Genomic DNA, 17,091 nt, shown 5'->3' with positions numbered 1-17,091 from the left:
CGCCAGGACGCCTTTCTTTGTGTCATATTGCTATCGAATCCGGCCCGATTTCCCGCTTGCCTTTATCTTGCGATACTCAAATCCGCTTGTACATGAAGCTGCTGTCAGTCAGCTTGCCCGCCGTCGAGCGGGCATAGGCGGGAATGACGCCGGCCAGTTCGAACCCTAGCGAGCGATACAAAGATTCTGCCGCATCGCCGGTGCGTGTATCCAGGATCAGCAAGGAGCGGCCGTCGGCGCGTGCGATGGCTTCTGCCCGCTGCATCAATATGCGCGCCACGCCTTTGCGCCGCACATCGGGATGCACCAGCAACTTGGAAATCTCAGCGCGGTGATGGCCGTTGGCCGGCGCGGCCAGCACCAGTTGCACGGTGCCGACGATCTGGCCGGCAAAACGCGCCACCAGCAAACGCCGGCCGCCGCTTACCAGCGAGCCGTTGACGCCGTACCAGAATGAAAACGCATCTTCGGCATTCGGTGTACTCAAAAAACCGACAATGGCTCCTTGCCTCACGCAGGCCATCAGAATATCGGTGAGCGGCCCCACCACCTGATCGAACTGGTTCGGCCTGACGTCCTCGACCGTGCATGTGCTCAAACGCTGCGGAGTGATGCTCGGGTCCACGCTGAAATCTCCTGAAACGGACATACAAAAAAACAAAAATCCCGGGTCGTGGCTATCGACCCGGGACTAGGTAGAACATCGCGCCGGATAGCCAGTGCTGCAGCTATCCGGCGCGGTCAGGCATGACTTAGTCGTGATAAGCAGATTCGCCATGGCTGGAGATATCCAGGCCTTCGCGTTCTTCTTCCTCGGTCACACGCAATCCCATGACGATATCGACCAGCTTGAATGCGATCAGCGCAACCAGGCCGGACCAGACCAGGGTCGTCAGCACGCCTTGAAACTGGATCCACAACTGGCCGGAGATCGAATAGTCGGGCAATACGGCGTTGGTGACGTAATCATAGATGCCGACGCCGCCCAGGCTAGGCGCTGCAAACACACCGGTCAGCAAGGCGCCCAGGATACCGCCGACGCCATGCACGCCGAACACATCCAGCGCATCGTCCGCACCCAGCAAGCGCTTCAGGCCGGTGACACCCCACAGGCAGACGAAGCCAGCCAGCAAGCCCATGATCAAGGCGCCCATCGGGCCGACAAAACCGGCGGCAGGCGTAATCGCCACCAGGCCAGCGACAGCACCCGAAGCGCCGCCCAGCATCGAAGGCTTGCCCTTGCCGATCCATTCGCCGGCGCTCCAGCTCAACACCGCAGCGGCAGTCGCCAGCAAGGTATTGATGAAGGCCAGTGCGGCGCTGCCGTTGGCTTCCAGCGCAGAGCCGGCGTTGAAACCACACCAGCCGAACCACAGCAGCGAGGCGCCGACCATGGTCAAGGTCAGGCTATGCGGCTTGAACGCTTCCTTGCCGAAACCGACGCGTTTGCCGATCACATAAGAACCAACCAGGCCAGCGACAGCGGCATTGATATGCACCACGGTGCCGCCAGCGAAATCCAGCGCGCCCTGTTGGAACAGCCAGCCGCCGGTAGCGGTCAGTTTTTCAGCGGCAGCGGCATCGGTAAAGCCATCCGGACCAGGCCAGAACCAGACCATATGCGCTATCGGCAGATAGGCGAAAGTGAACCACAACACGGTGAATACCAGGATCGCGGAGAACTTGGCGCGCTCGGCGAAAGCGCCGATGATCAGGGCGCAGGTAATCGCGGCAAACGCACCTTGGAACACCACATAGGCAAATTCAGGTACCACCACGCCCTTGCTGAATGTGGCGGCCGCCGAATCAGGCGTCATGCCGTGCAAGAACAGGCGGCTGAAACCACCGAAGAAGGAATTGCCTTCGGTGAACGCGATGCTGTAACCGTAGAGTATCCACAGCACGATGATCAGCGAGAACACGGTGAAGCATTGCATCAGCACCGACAGCATGTTTTTGCTGCGTACCAGGCCGCCGTAGAACAAACCCAAACCTGGCAAGGTCATCAGTATCACGAACGCGGTAGACACCAGCAACCAGGCAGTGTCGCCCTTGTTCGGCACCGGCGCTGCAGGTGCAGCAGCCGGAGCGGAAGCGCTGGCAGCAGCGGCGGCCGGTGCTGCGGCGGCTGGTGCTGCAGCCACCGCTGCAGGCGCAGCAGTTGAAGCAGCTGACGCGGCGGATGCATCTGCACTGGCCGCTGCTACGCTTGCGCTTGCAGACGCTTCGTCGGCGGCCGACGCTGGCAACATGGAAGTAGCAGCGATCAGCGAGCAAGCCGCTAAAATCGTAGCAAACGTTCTTTTGATGTTCATATTTTTTATCCCCTTAGATTGCATCTTTGCCGGTTTCACCGGTACGAATACGAATAACTTCCTGCAGATCAAACACAAAGATCTTGCCGTCGCCGATCTTGCCGGTACGGGCTGCGGTTTCAATTGCTTCTACCGCTTGTTCCAGAATGCTGTCGTCTACCGCTGCTTCGATTTTCGTCTTCGGCAAAAAGTCGACCACGTACTCGGCGCCGCGATATAGCTCGGTATGGCCTTTCTGGCGACCGAAACCCTTGACCTCGGTCACGGTAATGCCCTGCACGCCGATCGCCGAAAGTGCTTCACGCACTTCGTCGAGCTTGAATGGTTTGATGATCGCTGTAATCAGTTTCATGTCGGCCTCGTTTGTTGTGTGAGGCGGCAGCTGCCGCCGTGTTGCTGCTGTCTGATGTCGATTAGAAGGTCTTCGCTACAGAAAACACAGCGCCGTTCCTGCCCAGATTCTTGCCGCTCGGGCTGACATAAGCGCCGTCCTTGGCGTCGGTGCCGACATAGGCCAGCCCCAAAGTCACGCCAGCCAGTTGCTCAAAGGTCTTGGTGACGCCGACTTTCCAGTCGGTGTAGCTGGCGAAGCTGGTGTGCTCCACCGTCTGATGGCCAAGATGCAGGCCCAGCGTAACGCCCGCGCCGACATCGATATTGGCGCCGGCATCGTAGTAAGCGCTGTTCTTGCTGTTCACGGTGCCGAACAGATTGGTCATTGCATGCGAATATTTGAAATAGGCCGGACCATAGCCGAGCTGGCCATACAGTTCGAAAGTATTGGCGTTTTTGCCGATCTGGCTGTAATTGTTGGTCGGGTAGTAGTAGTACAGACCGCCGACGTCATAGGTGAAACCGCCAGGCAGATCGCCGCGCTTGCCGCCGTAGATGTCCCATTCGATCGGGCCCTTGCCGCCGGTGCCCGTATTGGCGCTGTCGACGGCATCCTTGATCCACTTGATGTTGGACAGCCAGGTACCTGCATACAGGCCGGTCGGATTATTGGTGTAGTCCGCGCCGCCCTGCAGCGCCGGGTCGAAACGCGTTTGCGAGATACCGCGGTAGCGATAGTCGTTGACGGCGCCGATGTTGTAACTGATCTCGTTGTCCGGTTTGGCATCTTCGGCATGCGCAAAGTTCGTGGCAAAACTCGTTGCTATTGCTGCGGCTAAAATCAGCTTTTTCATGGGTGTCCTGTTGGTATGTTGAATGAAAAACCGATAAATCATTACTCTTCAAACTTTCCATAGCAGAACCCATGCCAACTGCTTTGCTCCTCCTTTTTCTTCAGCAACAAACCCTTATGGGGCATTTTGCCGAGGACTTTTTACTGATTGTTAATTAAAGAGCTTTCTTGCAAAAAATATTGGCAAAAAAAAGCACCAAATTAAGGCGTCAATTTAAATTAGCCTCATTTTGGTGCAAAAATATTCAGAATAAACTACATGACAATATGTAGTCGACTACAAATCAAAGCCAAGCTTGTTGCAGAGACAGCAATGCGCGCCGGATCGACGCCTCGTCGACGCCGGCAAAACCTAAAGCCAAACCTGCGCGATGCAGCGGGTTGAGGTTTTGGCCAGGCAGGCAAAAATGGCTGAGCGGATTGATCTCGACGCCCACAGCGAGGGCCTTGGCCACCAGCTCGGTCTCCTGTCCGGCGCTTGCCAGGGGCAGACTCAGATGCAAACCCGCGGCAACCTTCGGCAAAGGCAGTTGCTGCCCGAACAACGGCGCCCAGGCGTCCATCAGGGCGTCGCGGCGGGCACGGCTGGCGCGCCGCATGCGTCGGATGTGGCGCTGGAAATGCCCGGCCGCGATAAACTCCGCCATCACCGCCTGGTCCGCCGCAGGCAGATGCCGATCCCCCATGGCGCGCAGCGCAATCAGCGCTGGCATCAGTTTGGGCGGCAGCACCAGATAACCCAGCCGCAAGCCGGGAAAAGCGATTTTTGAAAAAGTGCCAACATACAACACACGCCCGCTGTGATCGAGCGCCGCCAGCGGCGCCAGCGGCGTGCCGTCATAGCGGTATTCGCCGTCATAATCGTCTTCGATGATCCAGGTATTGTGGCGCTCGGCCCAAGCCAGCAATTCGAGCCGGCGCGCTAACGACAGCGTCACCCCGACCGGATACTGATGCGACGGCGTCACATACGCCATCCGGCAGTCCGCATGCTGCGCCAGCTGCGCGGTGTCCATCCCATCCTGGTCTAGCGCAATTCCTACCAGCTGCGCGCCGGCCACGGTCAGCGCCGCCGCCGCCGAGGGATAACAGGGATTCTCGATAGCGACCTTATCGCCCGCATCGAGCAGCAATTGTGCGCACAAGGCGATGCCGTGCAGCGCGCCGGCGGTGATCATGATTTGCGACGGCGCGCAGACCAAGCCGCGCGCTTGCCGCAGATAAGCCGCGATCAATTCACGCAGGCGAACGCTGCCGGCGGCGTCGCCGTAGCCCATCTGCGCCAGCGGTGCGTGACGCCAGAACTGGCTATGCAAGCGCCCCCAGATCTCATTCGGAAACAAATCGTAGGCCGGGATCCCGAGCCGGAAGGCGCGCGCCGGGCCGTCCGACATGCGGCGCCGCGTGTCATATCCGCGCAAGCGCTGCAACATGGACGATTGCTGCATGACGGGTGCTGCCGAGATCCGTGCATCAGGTTTAGGAACGGCGGCGGCTAGGCCGTCGGCGTAGGTACCGTCGCCGACCCTGCTGTTGATAATTCCCTCGGCATACAGCTGATCGTAAGCCCGCACCACGGTATTGCGCGATACCTGCAGGGCCAGCGCAAGGTTGCGTGAAGTGGGCAATTTGATGCGGTAAGTGTCAGGGGTTGCCAGAATCCGCTGCCGCAACGCCAGGTAGAGTTGCTTGGCTAGACCTTTGCCGCCGTTGAGCGTGATGCCGGCCGGATCCAGATTCATAGAAAGAGACGGCGCTGCGGTTTTCACATTGGACCTATAAATATAATCAATCTTGGATCTTTGATGATACCAACTTATGACGCTACGATAAACGCTGGTTTTTTACTTGTTTTTTTACCCGCTTCTCGCTCACCAGCGTTTATCGCCATCGCATTCTCACAGGAGGTTATCTTGGCTTCAGAATCAACAGCACGCCCGCAAATTCAGATCAAACCGCTCAGCGAGCAGGACTTTGCCATCTGGCAGCTGCAATGGCAGGGTTACCAGGATTTTTATGAAGTTCAGATTCCGCAAGCTACGCGCCTGGTGACCTGGCAACGCATCCTGGACCCCAAAGAGCCGATATTCGGCGCGCTGGCAATGGCGGATGGCGAAGCGCTCGGCCTGGTCCACTGGATTTTCCAGCGCACCTGCTGGACAGTGGAAGATTCCTGCTATCTGCAGGATTTATACGTCTCCCCGCAACATCGCGGCAGCGGCGTCGGTCGGCAACTGATCGAGCATGTATACGCACAAGCCAAAGCCGCCGGCAGCTCACGCGTGCACTGGCTGACCCATGAGACCAACAGCACCGCGATGCAGCTGTACGACCGCATCGCGCAACGCTCCGGTTTCGTCCAATATCGCAAACAGCTCGACTAACAATGCGGCTGTTCTCGGCCGAGTTACCCTTATTCATTCAAATAAAATACAGCATGCCCCAGCAATCCATCAAATCAGAAACCGGCAGACCGCTTCCCGACTGGAAACCGGCAGCGCTGCCGCAGCGCATTCCATTACAAGGGAGCAGCATACGGCTGCTGCCGCTGGATGCCGAACGTGACGCCCCGGCCTTGTATCTGGCCGAACACCCGGTCGACGCCGATCCGGCCCAATGGGACTACCTGGCGGCCGGCCCGTTTGACAATCCGCAGGACCTCAACACCTGGCTGCAGAACTGCGCCGGCAGCACGAATCCCTTGTTCTTTAGCGTCTTTGATCGGCAGAGCGGGCAAGCCACCGGCGCGCTCAGCTACCTCGTCATCACGCCGGAACAGGGCTCCATCGAAATTGGCCACATCTGGTTTAGTGCAAGGCTGCAGCGCAACCGGCAGGCGACAGAAGCGATTTACCTGCTGGCGCGGCATGCTTTCGACGATCTTGGCTATCGGCGCCTGGAATGGAAATGCAATGCACTCAACCTGCGCTCGCAACAGGCGGCATTGCGCTTCGGCTTCGCTGCCGAAGGTCTGTTCGAGCAACATCGCGTGTTCAAGGGCAAGAATCGCGACACCGCCTGGTTCTCGATGTTCGATAGCGAATGGCCGGCGCAAAAGGCGGTTTTCGAAGCCTGGCTGCGGGTGGATAATTTCGATGCGCAGGGGAGGCAGAAAAAAACGCTGCAGGAAATTCGCGCTGAATTTCTTGAGATGCAAGGCAACTCTGTGGCAGCAGTAATGGCTTAAACTGCCGCGCGGAATCATAATTTCCATGTCGGGTTTGCTGGTATCGGTTATCATTTTTCTCTAACTGACATTCTTTGCAATTTAACCGTTTTATCTAGTCAGTTGGAGGACAGAGCGATTCGCCGCAAGGTTAGCCAGGCGGCTCTTACACTCTGTCCCACAATGATTTTCAAGAGGCGATCATGAACAAACCCAATTTTTTTGAAGACATCCAAGCCAAGATCAATCACGCTATCGAAAATTCTCCCGCCAAGGATATCGAGAAAAACGTCAAAGCAATGCTAGGCCAGGGTTTCTCCAAACTGGATCTGGTCACGCGCGAAGAATTTGACGTGCAAGCCCAGGTGCTGGCCAGCACCCGTGAAAAACTCGAAGCGCTTGAAGCCCGCGTAACCGAGCTTGAAACCCAATTGAAGCGCCCATGACGGCGCACCAGTGACGCTGGCTGTATTGAAAAGCCGGGCGCTGGCAGGCATGCAAGCGCCCGCAGTCACAGTTGAAGTCCATCTGGCCAACGGCCTGCCATCTTTTACCATCGTCGGCCTGCCCGAAACCGAGGTCAAGGAATCCAAAGACCGGGTCCGCGCAGCGCTGCAAAACGCCCGTTTTGAATTTCCCTCGCGCCGTATCACGGTCAATCTGGCGCCCGCCGATTTACCGAAAGAATCAGGCCGCTTCGATTTACCGATTGCGCTCGGCATCCTGGCTGCATCGGGACAAATGCCGTCCGACGAACTCGATCAATATGAATTTGCCGGGGAGCTGTCGCTGTCAGGCGAATTAAGACCGATACGCGGTGCATTGGCGATGACTTTCGCCATGACTGCAGATTGCGACGAACAGCGTGCATTCATCCTGCCGCGCGGCAATGCCGACGAAGCGGCACTGGTCGGCGATGCTCGCATTTTCCCGGCGGACAGCCTATTGCAGGTGTGCGCCCACTTTTCTTCCAGGCAGCAAGAAACCAGGCTGTTACGCCACACGGCGGAACCGCAGCGACGGCCGCCACCTTACGCCGATTTCAGCGATGTCAAAGGGCAAGTGCAAGCCAAACGCGCGCTGGAAGTAGCGGCTGCCGGAGCGCATAGCGTCTTGCTGGTAGGGCCGCCGGGTACCGGAAAATCCATGCTGGCGGCACGTTTCCCAGGAATTCTGCCGCCCATGAGCGACCGTGAAGCGCTGGAATCGGCGGCAGTGCAATCGCTCACCAGCGGCTTTTCCGGTGCGCGCTGGAAGGTGCGCCCGTACCGGGCGCCTCATCACACCGCGTCTGGCGTAGCGCTGGTCGGCGGCGGCAGCCCGCCGCGCCCCGGCGAGATTTCGCTGGCGCATCGTGGCGTATTGTTTCTCGACGAACTGCCGGAGTTTGATCGGCGCGTGCTGGAAGTATTGCGTGAGCCGCTGGAATCCGGCCACATCACGATTTCGCGGGCGGCGCGCCAGGCTGATTTCCCCGCGCAGTTCCAGCTGCTGGCGGCGATGAATCCCTGCCCTTGCGGCTACCTGGGGCATGCAACCAGGCAATGCCGCTGCACACCCGACCATATCCTGCGCTATCAAAACAAAATCTCGGGGCCGCTGCTGGACCGGATCGACATGCAGATCCAGGTGGCGGCAGTGCCCCACGATCAATTGCTGAAGCAGGCCGACGGCGAATCGTCAGCCACGATAGCGGCCAGGGTGGCGCAAGTGCACGCAGTACAACTAGCGCGCCAGGGCAAACAAAACAATGGCTTGTCAGCCAATCAGATCGACGATTATTGCAAGCCCGACGGCGCCGCCGAAAAGATCCTGCGAGACGCGATGACACATCTGAACTGGTCCGCGCGCGCCTATCATCGCGTGTTGAAAGTGGCGCGCACCATCGCCGATCTGGCAGCAGCCGATGCCATCGGCTCTGCACACGTGGCGGAGGCGATACAGTATCGGCGTGCGCTGCAGGGCATGTGAGTCTTGCCGCTTCGGAAACACGCCAAGGAAACTCGCGGCGCCATTGGCAGTCCAAAAATTATCAGGACTGGAGGCCATATGTTTAGCAAACGGAAAGACTACAAAGTCGGCCATGATGGTTATGTCTCGGAAATCACACAGTTCCTGAACAAATTTCTCGAAGAACATCCGGAAGAGATCGACGAGCAAAGCCGGGGCTGGCACATATTCTGGGATCGCGACGTCGATCTTGGCGAATTGAAAAAAGCTAACGAGGATAGCGTGCCGACCAAACCTTACTACTACAGCTGATCGGGTTAATAACAAACCTGCGGCAAATCCGACGCAGCAAACCCGATTTAAGCGCATTTTAATTTTCGGCCACTAAGATGCATTCTGTAGGCGTGCCGAATTTCTTCATAGTCGCGTCAACGTGTTTTTCCCCATTCAGCCATCCCCCATGCCGGGAGACGCATTTTTGGAGGAAGCATCATGAACCAGCGCTCTCTTTTTGTCCTGTCTGTATTGATGGCGGCCAACCTGGCATTTGCAGCCGATGCTACGCAGGGCCGGCTGCAGCCGACCACCAGCGGCGCCACCACCTACCTGTCAGGCGGTATCGGAGAAGACGAATCGACCGCCATCCAGCAAATGGCAAATAACTATTCCCTGGAACTCGAATTTGTCATCAAGGCCAAGCCTAAGGATGAATTTACTTCCGACGTAAAGGTGAAACTGAGCGACGCCAGTCGCAACACCGTGCTGGACACCGTGTCAAAAGGGCCTTTCTTCCTGGCGCGGCTGCCAGCCGGGCGTTATCACCTGGAGGCAAGCAAGAACGGTCAGACCAAGGCACAGGATGTGACCATCAAACCTGGATCACATCAACACATCATGTTTGAATGGCTTGAGTAGCAGATCCGCAACACCAGCAGCACAATTTGGCAACGGCGATTCGAGCATGCATTGCTCACGAGATATAGTGATTTTGAATGGCTCTTAGGAAAAATGCACAGCCTTCATCAACATTTAGTTCGTGACAAATAAAGGCGGTGGCGTAGTATATAAATGAAACTAATACTTAAATTCTTCACCAGATAAATATGTCTCATTTGAAACATGTCTCTCGGAAAAGGAGTTAAAAAATAATATTTTCATTTGCTGGCTTGAAAACTGCTTACTCGATCATTACCTTCTGTCTTAATTACCGGGAGCGCATATGAACCTGATTTATAACAGTGACCAATACAGCGTCGTCGAATTTGGTGCCGATGAACAACGTGAAGCCTTGCGCTTCGGCGGCTATGAAATCGTCGATAAATCATTCAAGCGTGAGATTTTCATTGCTGGCGCTTTGGCCGAATTTTTCCGTAAAGGGGTCGAAGATCTGATCGCGACCGAGCCAAGCATCGAAGATATCGATGCCTTTTTGGGCAATTATGACTCGATGATGAGTCAGCCCGTAACCTTGCAGTAATTCCCTTTCCGATCCACCTCGTTTCAGTCAACCTGCGGTTGCCGACGCCGTCGACAATCATCGGGAAGACTGGGACGGTTTAGGTATTGCCGTAGTTATGTTTTCGGCTTGTCTCCATGTACGCCAATTCCAGCCCGATTCACAGTGCCCAGAGCGGCGTCCATGACCAGCTTGCAGCCACCGTCGCCAAACACGCGGCGCATGCTTTTCAAAAACCGATAAGCGCTTACAACCAGCGCGCTTTCGATGACAGCATCGCTGCCTGGCGCGCTGCCGGCAGCCTGCCCTTGATCCTGGACGCGGGTTGCGGCGTCGGCCTGTCGAGCATGCATCTGGCGGCGCAGTATCCCGATCATTTCGTGATTGGGGTCGACCAGTCGGCAGACCGGGTTGGCCGCAATACCTTATGGCCTGGCGCTACGCCATTGGCCCAGAATTTCATGCGGATTCGCGCTGATCTGGTGGATTATTGGCGCCTGCTTTTAGCCGCGCGCATTTTTCCGGCGCGGCACTATTTGCTGTACCCGAATCCCTGGCCGAAGATTGGCCAGCTGAGCCGCCGCTGGCACGGCCATCCGGTGTTTCCGGATATCGTCGCTCTGGGCGGGATTCTGGAATGCCGCAGTAACTGGCAGATTTATGTGGAGGAGTGCGCCAGCGCCTTGCGCCAATTGAGCGGCCTGGAGATTGGCTGCGAGGCATATCTGCCGCAGCTGCCAATCACCCCGTTCGAGAGTAAATACCTGGCTTCCGGCCATCATTTGTGGCGTTGCCGGGCAGACCTCGGCGCTCGGTGAATCCCGCAAGCCGGAACGGCTTGCGGGGGTAATCCTGGCAGCTTAGATTTCGACCTTGGTGCCCAATTCAACCACCCGATTCACCGGGATATGGAAAAAGTCAGACGGCTTGGCGGCATTCTGATACATCCAGGCGAAGAGTTTTTCACGCCATAGCTGCATGCCCGGAATCTTGCTCGGGATCACAGTATCGCGCGCCAGGAAGAAGGAAGTATCCATCACGTCGAATTCGAGACCGAACTGACTGCTGGCCAACGCCATCACTGTCTGTACATCAGGCGCTTCCTTGAAACCAAAGGCGGAACGCAGGATATATACATCGCTGCCCAATTCCTTCAAGGTCAGACGTTCCTTGTCTGCGACGAAGGGGACGTCCCAGATGCTGATTTTCAGGAAAAACACGCGCTTGTGCAAAATGCGGTTGTGCTTCAGGTTGTGCAGCAGCGCCACCGGCACGGTCGCCACATTGCCGGTCATGAATACCGCAGTGCCTTCCACCCGGTGCGGCGGGTGGGCCAGCAAACCTTCGACGAAGGGTTCCAGCGGAATGCCTTCGTCCTTGCTGCGATCGCGCAACAGCATGCGGCCGGAGTACCAGGTCATCAGCAGGAAAAATGCAAAGCCGCCGAGCAATAGCGGGAACCAGCCGCCGTCAACGATCTTCAGCAGATTGGCGGCAAAGAAAGCAAAGTCGACGATGAAGAAGGCGCCGATGACCAACGCTACCAGGAACGGATTCCATTTCCATATGGTGCGCATGACGACCGCTGCCAGCACTGTCGTAATCAGCATGGTGGTGGTGACTGCAACGCCGTAAGCCGCGGCAAGATTGTCGGATTTCTTGAAGGCCAGCACCACCGCAACCACCAGTATCAGCAGCATCCAGTTGATCACCGGCACATAGATCTGGCCGCGTTCATCTTCAGAAGTGTGCAAAATCCGCATGCGTGGAACGAACCCCAGCAAGATGGCTTGGCTGGTCAGCGAGAACGCGCCGGAAATCACGGCCTGCGATGCAATCACGGTAGCGGCAGTCGCCAGGATCACCATTGGCATCAGCAAGGCGTCCGGCACCATCAGGTAAAACGGATTCTGAACCGCGCTCGGGTTGATCAGCAAATTCGCGCCCTGGCCAAAATAATTCAGCATCAGGCAAGGCATGACGGTAAACAGCCAGGCAAAGCGGATCGGCCGGATGCCGAAATGCCCCATGTCAGCATACAAGGCCTCGGCGCCGGTCAACACCAGCACCACCGAGCCCAGCACGACAAAAGCTTGCAGCGCATGCTGCTGCATGAAAGCAATGGCGTAATAAGGATTGATCGCCACCAGGATTTCCGGCGCCTTGAGCACGTTGAAAATGCCCAGCAGACCGAGCGACAAGAACCAGATGAACATCACCGGGCCAAACAATTTCCCCACCAGCGCGGTGCCATGTTTCTGGATCAGGAACAGTCCGATCAGGATCACCAGCGACAGCGGCACCACATAGCTACTTAGTCCGGGCGTGGCGATCTCCAGCCCTTCTACCGCCGACAGGACCGAGATGGCGGGCGTAATCACGACGTCGCCATAAAACATGCAGGCCCCGAATACACCCAGCATCATCAACAGTTTGGCGCGGCCCGAACCGGTTTTGGCGGTGCGCAGCGACAAGGCCATCAAGGCCAGCACCCCGCCTTCGCCGTTATTGTCGGCGCGCATCACGAACAATACGTATTTCAGCGAGACCACAATGGTGATCGCCCAGAACAGCATCGAGATAATCCCCAGCACCGCAGCCGGCGTAAACGGGATGCCGTGCTCGGCGCTAAAACATTCTTTCAACGCGTACAGCGGACTGGTGCCGATATCGCCGAACACGATGCCCAATGCAGCCAGCGTAATGATGTGTAGACGGGCTGACTTGAATCCGGCGCTGCTGGTTTGCGTATTACTCATGTTTTCTCTCATCTTATTGGTAAGGGCAAGTCTGGCAAATGTGTGGCCCACTTACTTTAATTTGATTGCTTTTCCTGAAACTTCCTACCGCATTGCGCAAGGTGGCGGATTTTACTATCGAACCCGGCGCCGGAACTAATTTGCAATGTCGTCGCCGTTGCTAAAATACATCGCTGCACCTATCAATCTGTGCATATTCATGGGCAAGTCTAAGGAATTAAGAGCGCATTCCTTGATAGCAGAAAATTTTCTTTTATATCCAATTTGCCATCTTATTCAGCGGCTTTTAATGCCAGCGCCCGCTCATACAAGGCATTTTTCTTTTGTCCGGTAATTTGCGCCGCCAGAGCCGAAGCTTGCTTGATCGACAATTCTGCCAGCAATATCTGCAAAACCCGCTCCCCTTCCGCGCTATCGTCGAGCGCGGCCGGCGCGGCTTCGATCAGCAGCACGAATTCGCCCTTCTGCCGATTGCCATCGGCCGCCAGCCAGGCCGGCGCCTCGCCCAAGGAACAACGGTGCACGCTCTCGAACAATTTAGTCAGCTCACGCGCCAGCACGATTTGACGCGCCGAACCGAAGGCTTGCAACAAGGCGTCGACGGTTTCTATGATCCGGTGCGGCGCCTCATACAACACCAATGTCGCAGTGGCCCCGACCAGGCCGGCCAGTACGATCTCGCGCTGCTTTGCCTTGCTCGGCAAGAATCCGATGAACTGGAACTGATCATTGACCAGGCCGCTGACCGACAGCGCGGTGATGGCCGCCGACGGCCCGGGCAGCGGCAAGGCGCGCAAACCGGCGTGCAGCACGGCGTCGACGATACGCGCGCCGGGATCGGAGACCGCCGGCGTGCCGGCATCGGAGACCAGCGCGATGCGTTCGCCGGCCTGCAGACGGGCGACAATCTTTTCCGCGGCTTCCCTTTCGTTATGCTCGTGCGCCGCCAGCAAGGTCTTGGATAAACCGTAGCGGCTCAGCAAATGCGCGGTATTGCGCGTGTCTTCGCAGGCCACGGCGTCGACCATGGACAATACATGAAGGGCCCGCAGGCTGATATCGCAGACATTTCCGATCGGTGTGGCCAACACATATAATGTCGACGCTGGATACGCTTGCTGCGCCACCTCATCCAAAATCGCTGGGTTGATGAGGCTGCTGGCAAATTGATGAGTCATGGGGAGTGATAAATGTTATATAAGTGGGCCAGGCTGGCGTGGTGTTTTGTACTACTGGCGGGTATCTTGTTGAACGGATTGTGCCCGCCTGCGCTGGCAAACACAACCATCGCCGGATCAGCCAGCCCGGATGGCGGCGCCGACACGATCCCGCTGGCCAGCATCGCCTTGCTGCTGCCTTTGCGCTCCAGCCCTCTCGGCGCAGCTGCCGACGCCGTGCGCGGCGGCTTTCTCAGCGCTTACGAACGCGACAATAATGGCCTGGCCGTAACCGTGATAGAAGCTGCCGACACGCCTGGCGAGATGCTGGCCGCCTATCTCGCTGCCAGCAAGAAATACGATATCCTGGTCGGCCCGCTATCGCGCACCGGCCTCACCGCCATCATCCAGAACGGCAAAGTGGAAAAGCCGACGGTCGCCCTGACTCAGCCGGATTTTTCCGCCGGCCGGGAAATGACATTGCCCAAGCAATTGCTGCCGATAGGTTTGTCGATCGAGGCCGAAGCGCGGCAAGTTGCGAGCTGGGTCGGCGCCGATTATGCGCCTGGCACGGTGTTCGTATTGAGCACCAACGCCGCCTGGCAAAAACGCGTCGCCAACGCCTTCGCACAACAGATCCAAGGCAGCGGACTGCGCGCCGATCTGCTGACCTTGAACCTGGAAGACGGTAGCTTCACCGCCGGCGCGCTGACGCAATTGCAGCAACGCATACAAAGCGAAAATCCGCGTTTGCTGTTTGCCGCGCTGAGCGCCGACCAGACCAAGCAGGTGCGCAGCGCGATTGGCCAGGAAACGCCGATCTTCGGCATTTCCCAGTTGAATCCGCTGATCCTCAACGACAATAACCCGGAACATCAGATCCCTGAACTGAACGGCGTGCAACTGCTGGATATTCCATGGCAGGTGCAGCCCGATCACCCGGCCGTCATGATCTATCCGCACCAGCCGCTGGCCGCCGATCAGCGCCCCAATGCCGATCTGGAGCGCCTGTATGCGCTGGGCATCGATGCTTTCCGCATCGCCCATGAAATCGCTGCGCGCAATACCGTCTTCCAGATCGATGGCGTGACCGGCCAGTTGAAGGTCAGTTTTGGCGTAGGCACGCCCAGCTTTGAACGCATAGAACCGGGCGCCGTCTATCGGAACGGCGTCGTCATGCCGCTAGTCGCACCTTGATTCAAGTTAGCGCTCTGATGAAATTCCTGACAGCGCTATCGCCACGCCAGGCCAGCGGCCAAATCGCGGAAGCGCGCGCGCTGAGCTATTTGCAGCAACACGGGCTCAAGCTGATTGAGCAGAATTTCCGCTGCAAGGGTGGCGAAATCGATCTGATCCTGGCTGAACCAGCCTCGGATCTGCTGGTTTTTGTTGAAGTCAGGCAGCGCAGCAGTCCGCGCTACGGCGGCGCCGCAGCCAGCGTAACGCGCAGCAAACAGGCCAAACTCATCGTTGCCGCCCAAATTTTCCTGCAGCGTTACGCCGATCCACCGGCCTGCCGCTTCGATGTCGTTGCGATTGAGGGCGACGCCATCGAATGGATCAGGCAAGCCTTCGAGGCCTGATTGAGTTACCGACGATGAGTTGCCGACGAAAACAGTAACGACCGCTATAATCAGGCCACGATAGCCACAGCCGGCATATTAACCAGAAAACAATCCCGCAAATATCGGCCGACATCAAGCAGCCGACCAGCAGCATCCACACTCAATACCGACATCATGATAAATCAACGCATCCTGGCGCACTTCAACGAAAGTGCCGAACTCAAGGCCCGCGCAGCAGAAGTCCTGGCGGGGCCGATTGCCAGCGCAGTTGAACTTATGTTCTCTGCGCTGTCCAATGGCAACAAGATTCTTGCCTGCGGCAACGGCGGTTCTGCCGCCGACTGCCAGCATTTTGCGGCTGAACTGGTGGGACGCTTTGAGCGGGAGCGGCTGCCGCTGCCGGCACTGGCGCTGACGACCGATACCTCGATCATCACGGCGGTCGGCAACGACTACAGTTACAACGAAATCTTTTCCAAGCAGGTGCAAGCGTTTGGACAAGCCGGCGACGTGCTGTTGGCGTTCTCGACTTCGGGCAACTCAGCCAACGTGCTGGCCGCCATCGATGTCGCGCTGGAGCGTGACATGCGGGTGGTTGCCATGACCGGCAAAGGCGGCGGCGCCATCGGCAAGAAACTGACTGAAGCAGATGTCCACATCTCTGTGCCGCATGACCGTACCGCGCGCATCCAGGAAGTCCATCTGCTAACGATTCACTGCTTATGCGACGGCATCGATGTCGCTTTATTTGGAGGAGATGCGAATGATTGATCGGCAAAACCGGTGGCAGGCAGGCAGGAGCAACTGGCAACGCCCGTTGGCTGCAATAGCATTGTGCGGCACAGTGGTGATGGGTTTGCAAGGTTGCGTGGCGCTGGCCTTGGGCGGCGCTGTCGCCGGCGGCTTTGCCGCGACGGATCGCCGCACCCTGGGCGCGCAGACCGAGGACAAGGCCATCATGGTCAAGGCCGAAACCCGGATTCCCGGCGTCGTCGGCCAGGACGGCCATGTCAATATCACCAGCTACAACCGCAAGGTGCTGCTGACCGGCGAAGTGCGTGACGATGCAGCCAAGGCGGCAGCGGAACGCGAAGCGCAATCCATCGAAAACGTCCATGCCGTGGCCAATGAATTGGCGATCGGCGCACCGTCGACTTTCTCGGCGCGCTCCAACGATACCTTCATCACCAGTAAAGTCATCGCTTCCCTGGTGGATGCCAAAGACGTGTTCGGCAACTCGATCAAAGTGGTGACCGAACGCGGCAATGTCTACCTGATGGGCCGCGTCACCGAACGGGAAGGCAAACGCGCCGCCGAAATCGCTGCGGGCGTCAGCGGTGTGCAAAAAGTGGTCAAGGTATTTGAATACATCACCGAAGATGAATTGACGCAAATGTCATCGGCGCCGAGGGAAAGCGCCAAGGAAAGCGCTAAGTAGTGGCATTGCCTTGAAACGCCGGATCGGAAGCGGCTTGCTTTTCCGCTTCTTGTCATATAACGTTGCCGCTGGACAAATTGTCCGGCGGCTTTTTTTTTT

The 17,091-nt window shown here is 57.5% G+C and carries 19 protein-coding genes; 12 read left to right on the top strand and 7 right to left on the bottom strand.

Annotated elements, in window-relative coordinates:
• Nucleotides 1-76 precede the first annotated feature (76 nt).
• The 5 genes from KHU33_RS03975 to pdxR all read right to left on the bottom strand — a co-directional run bounded on the left by KHU33_RS03975 (nucleotide 77) and on the right by pdxR (nucleotide 5,243).
• Complete coding sequence (locus tag KHU33_RS03975; protein ID WP_329956020.1) at nucleotides 77-625, bottom strand: GNAT family N-acetyltransferase; 549 nt, start codon at nucleotides 623-625, stop codon at nucleotides 77-79.
• Between the two features lie 127 nt (nucleotides 626-752).
• On the bottom strand, nucleotides 753-2,315 hold the full coding sequence (locus KHU33_RS03970; protein ID WP_211461216.1) for an ammonium transporter: 1,563 nt from the start codon (nucleotides 2,313-2,315) through the stop codon (nucleotides 753-755).
• 13 nt (nucleotides 2,316-2,328) lie between these two features.
• Entirely contained in the window at nucleotides 2,329-2,667 is a 339-nt protein-coding gene (locus KHU33_RS03965) for a P-II family nitrogen regulator (protein WP_038493850.1), read from the bottom strand.
• 61 nt (nucleotides 2,668-2,728) lie between these two features.
• On the bottom strand, nucleotides 2,729-3,502 hold the full coding sequence (locus tag KHU33_RS03960; RefSeq protein WP_211461215.1) for a TorF family putative porin: 774 nt from the start codon (nucleotides 3,500-3,502) through the stop codon (nucleotides 2,729-2,731).
• A 283-nt stretch (nucleotides 3,503-3,785) separates the two neighbouring features.
• A complete protein-coding gene (pdxR, locus tag KHU33_RS03955) occupies nucleotides 3,786-5,243 on the bottom strand; it encodes a MocR-like pyridoxine biosynthesis transcription factor PdxR (protein ID WP_211461214.1) in 1,458 nt (485 codons plus the stop codon).
• Between the two features lie 171 nt (nucleotides 5,244-5,414).
• On the opposite strand from pdxR, the gene KHU33_RS03950 reads away from it, so the two are divergent.
• The 8 genes from KHU33_RS03950 to trmB all read left to right on the top strand — a co-directional run bounded on the left by KHU33_RS03950 (nucleotide 5,415) and on the right by trmB (nucleotide 10,891).
• Nucleotides 5,415-5,885, top strand: coding sequence for a GNAT family N-acetyltransferase (locus KHU33_RS03950; RefSeq protein ID WP_230414036.1), 471 nt, complete (start codon nucleotides 5,415-5,417; stop codon nucleotides 5,883-5,885).
• A gap of 53 nt (nucleotides 5,886-5,938) precedes the next feature.
• On the top strand, nucleotides 5,939-6,688 hold the full coding sequence (locus KHU33_RS03945; protein ID WP_211461212.1) for a GNAT family N-acetyltransferase: 750 nt from the start codon (nucleotides 5,939-5,941) through the stop codon (nucleotides 6,686-6,688).
• 182 nt (nucleotides 6,689-6,870) lie between these two features.
• Nucleotides 6,871-7,113: an accessory factor UbiK family protein gene (locus KHU33_RS03940; protein WP_211461211.1), complete on the top strand. Its 243-nt coding sequence runs from the start codon at nucleotides 6,871-6,873 to the stop codon at nucleotides 7,111-7,113.
• A 10-nt stretch (nucleotides 7,114-7,123) separates the two neighbouring features.
• The gene (locus tag KHU33_RS03935; protein WP_211461210.1) at nucleotides 7,124-8,638 is read left to right on the top strand and encodes a YifB family Mg chelatase-like AAA ATPase; all 1,515 of its coding nucleotides are present in this window, start codon (nucleotides 7,124-7,126) and stop codon (nucleotides 8,636-8,638) included.
• Nucleotides 8,639-8,716: 78 nt separating this feature from the next.
• Entirely contained in the window at nucleotides 8,717-8,929 is a 213-nt protein-coding gene (locus tag KHU33_RS03930) for a DUF3460 family protein (RefSeq protein ID WP_211461209.1), read from the top strand.
• 180 nt (nucleotides 8,930-9,109) lie between these two features.
• Complete coding sequence (locus KHU33_RS03925; RefSeq protein WP_211461208.1) at nucleotides 9,110-9,532, top strand: carboxypeptidase-like regulatory domain-containing protein; 423 nt, start codon at nucleotides 9,110-9,112, stop codon at nucleotides 9,530-9,532.
• A 304-nt stretch (nucleotides 9,533-9,836) separates the two neighbouring features.
• On the top strand, nucleotides 9,837-10,094 hold the full coding sequence (locus KHU33_RS03920; RefSeq protein ID WP_014008142.1) for a BTH_I0359 family protein: 258 nt from the start codon (nucleotides 9,837-9,839) through the stop codon (nucleotides 10,092-10,094).
• Between the two features lie 116 nt (nucleotides 10,095-10,210).
• Nucleotides 10,211-10,891 (top strand): tRNA (guanine(46)-N(7))-methyltransferase TrmB, encoded by a 681-nt coding sequence (gene trmB / locus KHU33_RS03915; protein WP_211461207.1) that lies wholly within the window; start codon nucleotides 10,211-10,213, stop codon nucleotides 10,889-10,891.
• Nucleotides 10,892-10,933: 42 nt separating this feature from the next.
• Here trmB and KHU33_RS03910 read toward each other — a convergent pair whose 3' ends face one another.
• Entirely contained in the window at nucleotides 10,934-12,832 is a 1,899-nt protein-coding gene (locus KHU33_RS03910; RefSeq protein WP_211461206.1) for a potassium transporter Kup, read from the bottom strand.
• Between the two features lie 272 nt (nucleotides 12,833-13,104).
• On the bottom strand, nucleotides 13,105-14,010 hold the full coding sequence (gene rsmI / locus KHU33_RS03905; RefSeq protein ID WP_211461205.1) for a 16S rRNA (cytidine(1402)-2'-O)-methyltransferase: 906 nt from the start codon (nucleotides 14,008-14,010) through the stop codon (nucleotides 13,105-13,107).
• 12 nt (nucleotides 14,011-14,022) lie between these two features.
• Here rsmI and KHU33_RS03900 point away from each other — a divergent pair, with 12 nt between their 5' ends.
• The 4 genes from KHU33_RS03900 to KHU33_RS03885 all read left to right on the top strand — a co-directional run bounded on the left by KHU33_RS03900 (nucleotide 14,023) and on the right by KHU33_RS03885 (nucleotide 16,992).
• Nucleotides 14,023-15,186 (top strand): penicillin-binding protein activator, encoded by a 1,164-nt coding sequence (locus KHU33_RS03900; RefSeq protein ID WP_211461204.1) that lies wholly within the window; start codon nucleotides 14,023-14,025, stop codon nucleotides 15,184-15,186.
• Between the two features lie 17 nt (nucleotides 15,187-15,203).
• Nucleotides 15,204-15,572, top strand: coding sequence for a YraN family protein (locus KHU33_RS03895; RefSeq protein ID WP_211461203.1), 369 nt, complete (start codon nucleotides 15,204-15,206; stop codon nucleotides 15,570-15,572).
• A 156-nt stretch (nucleotides 15,573-15,728) separates the two neighbouring features.
• Entirely contained in the window at nucleotides 15,729-16,325 is a 597-nt protein-coding gene (locus KHU33_RS03890; protein ID WP_211461202.1) for a phosphoheptose isomerase, read from the top strand.
• Nucleotides 16,318-16,992, top strand: a complete 675-nt coding sequence (locus KHU33_RS03885; RefSeq protein ID WP_211461201.1) for a BON domain-containing protein — start codon at nucleotides 16,318-16,320, stop codon at nucleotides 16,990-16,992. Before KHU33_RS03890 ends, KHU33_RS03885 begins: the two co-directional genes overlap by 8 nt.
• The last annotated feature ends 99 nt before the right edge of the window (nucleotides 16,993-17,091 follow it).

The organism is Collimonas silvisoli, from assembly GCF_018305005.1.
In the GTDB taxonomy this organism is placed as follows: domain Bacteria; phylum Pseudomonadota; class Gammaproteobacteria; order Burkholderiales; family Burkholderiaceae_D; genus Collimonas; species Collimonas silvisoli.
The sequence above is the reverse complement of the archived record's forward strand: the minus strand, read 5'-3'. Positions and strand labels throughout refer to the sequence as shown.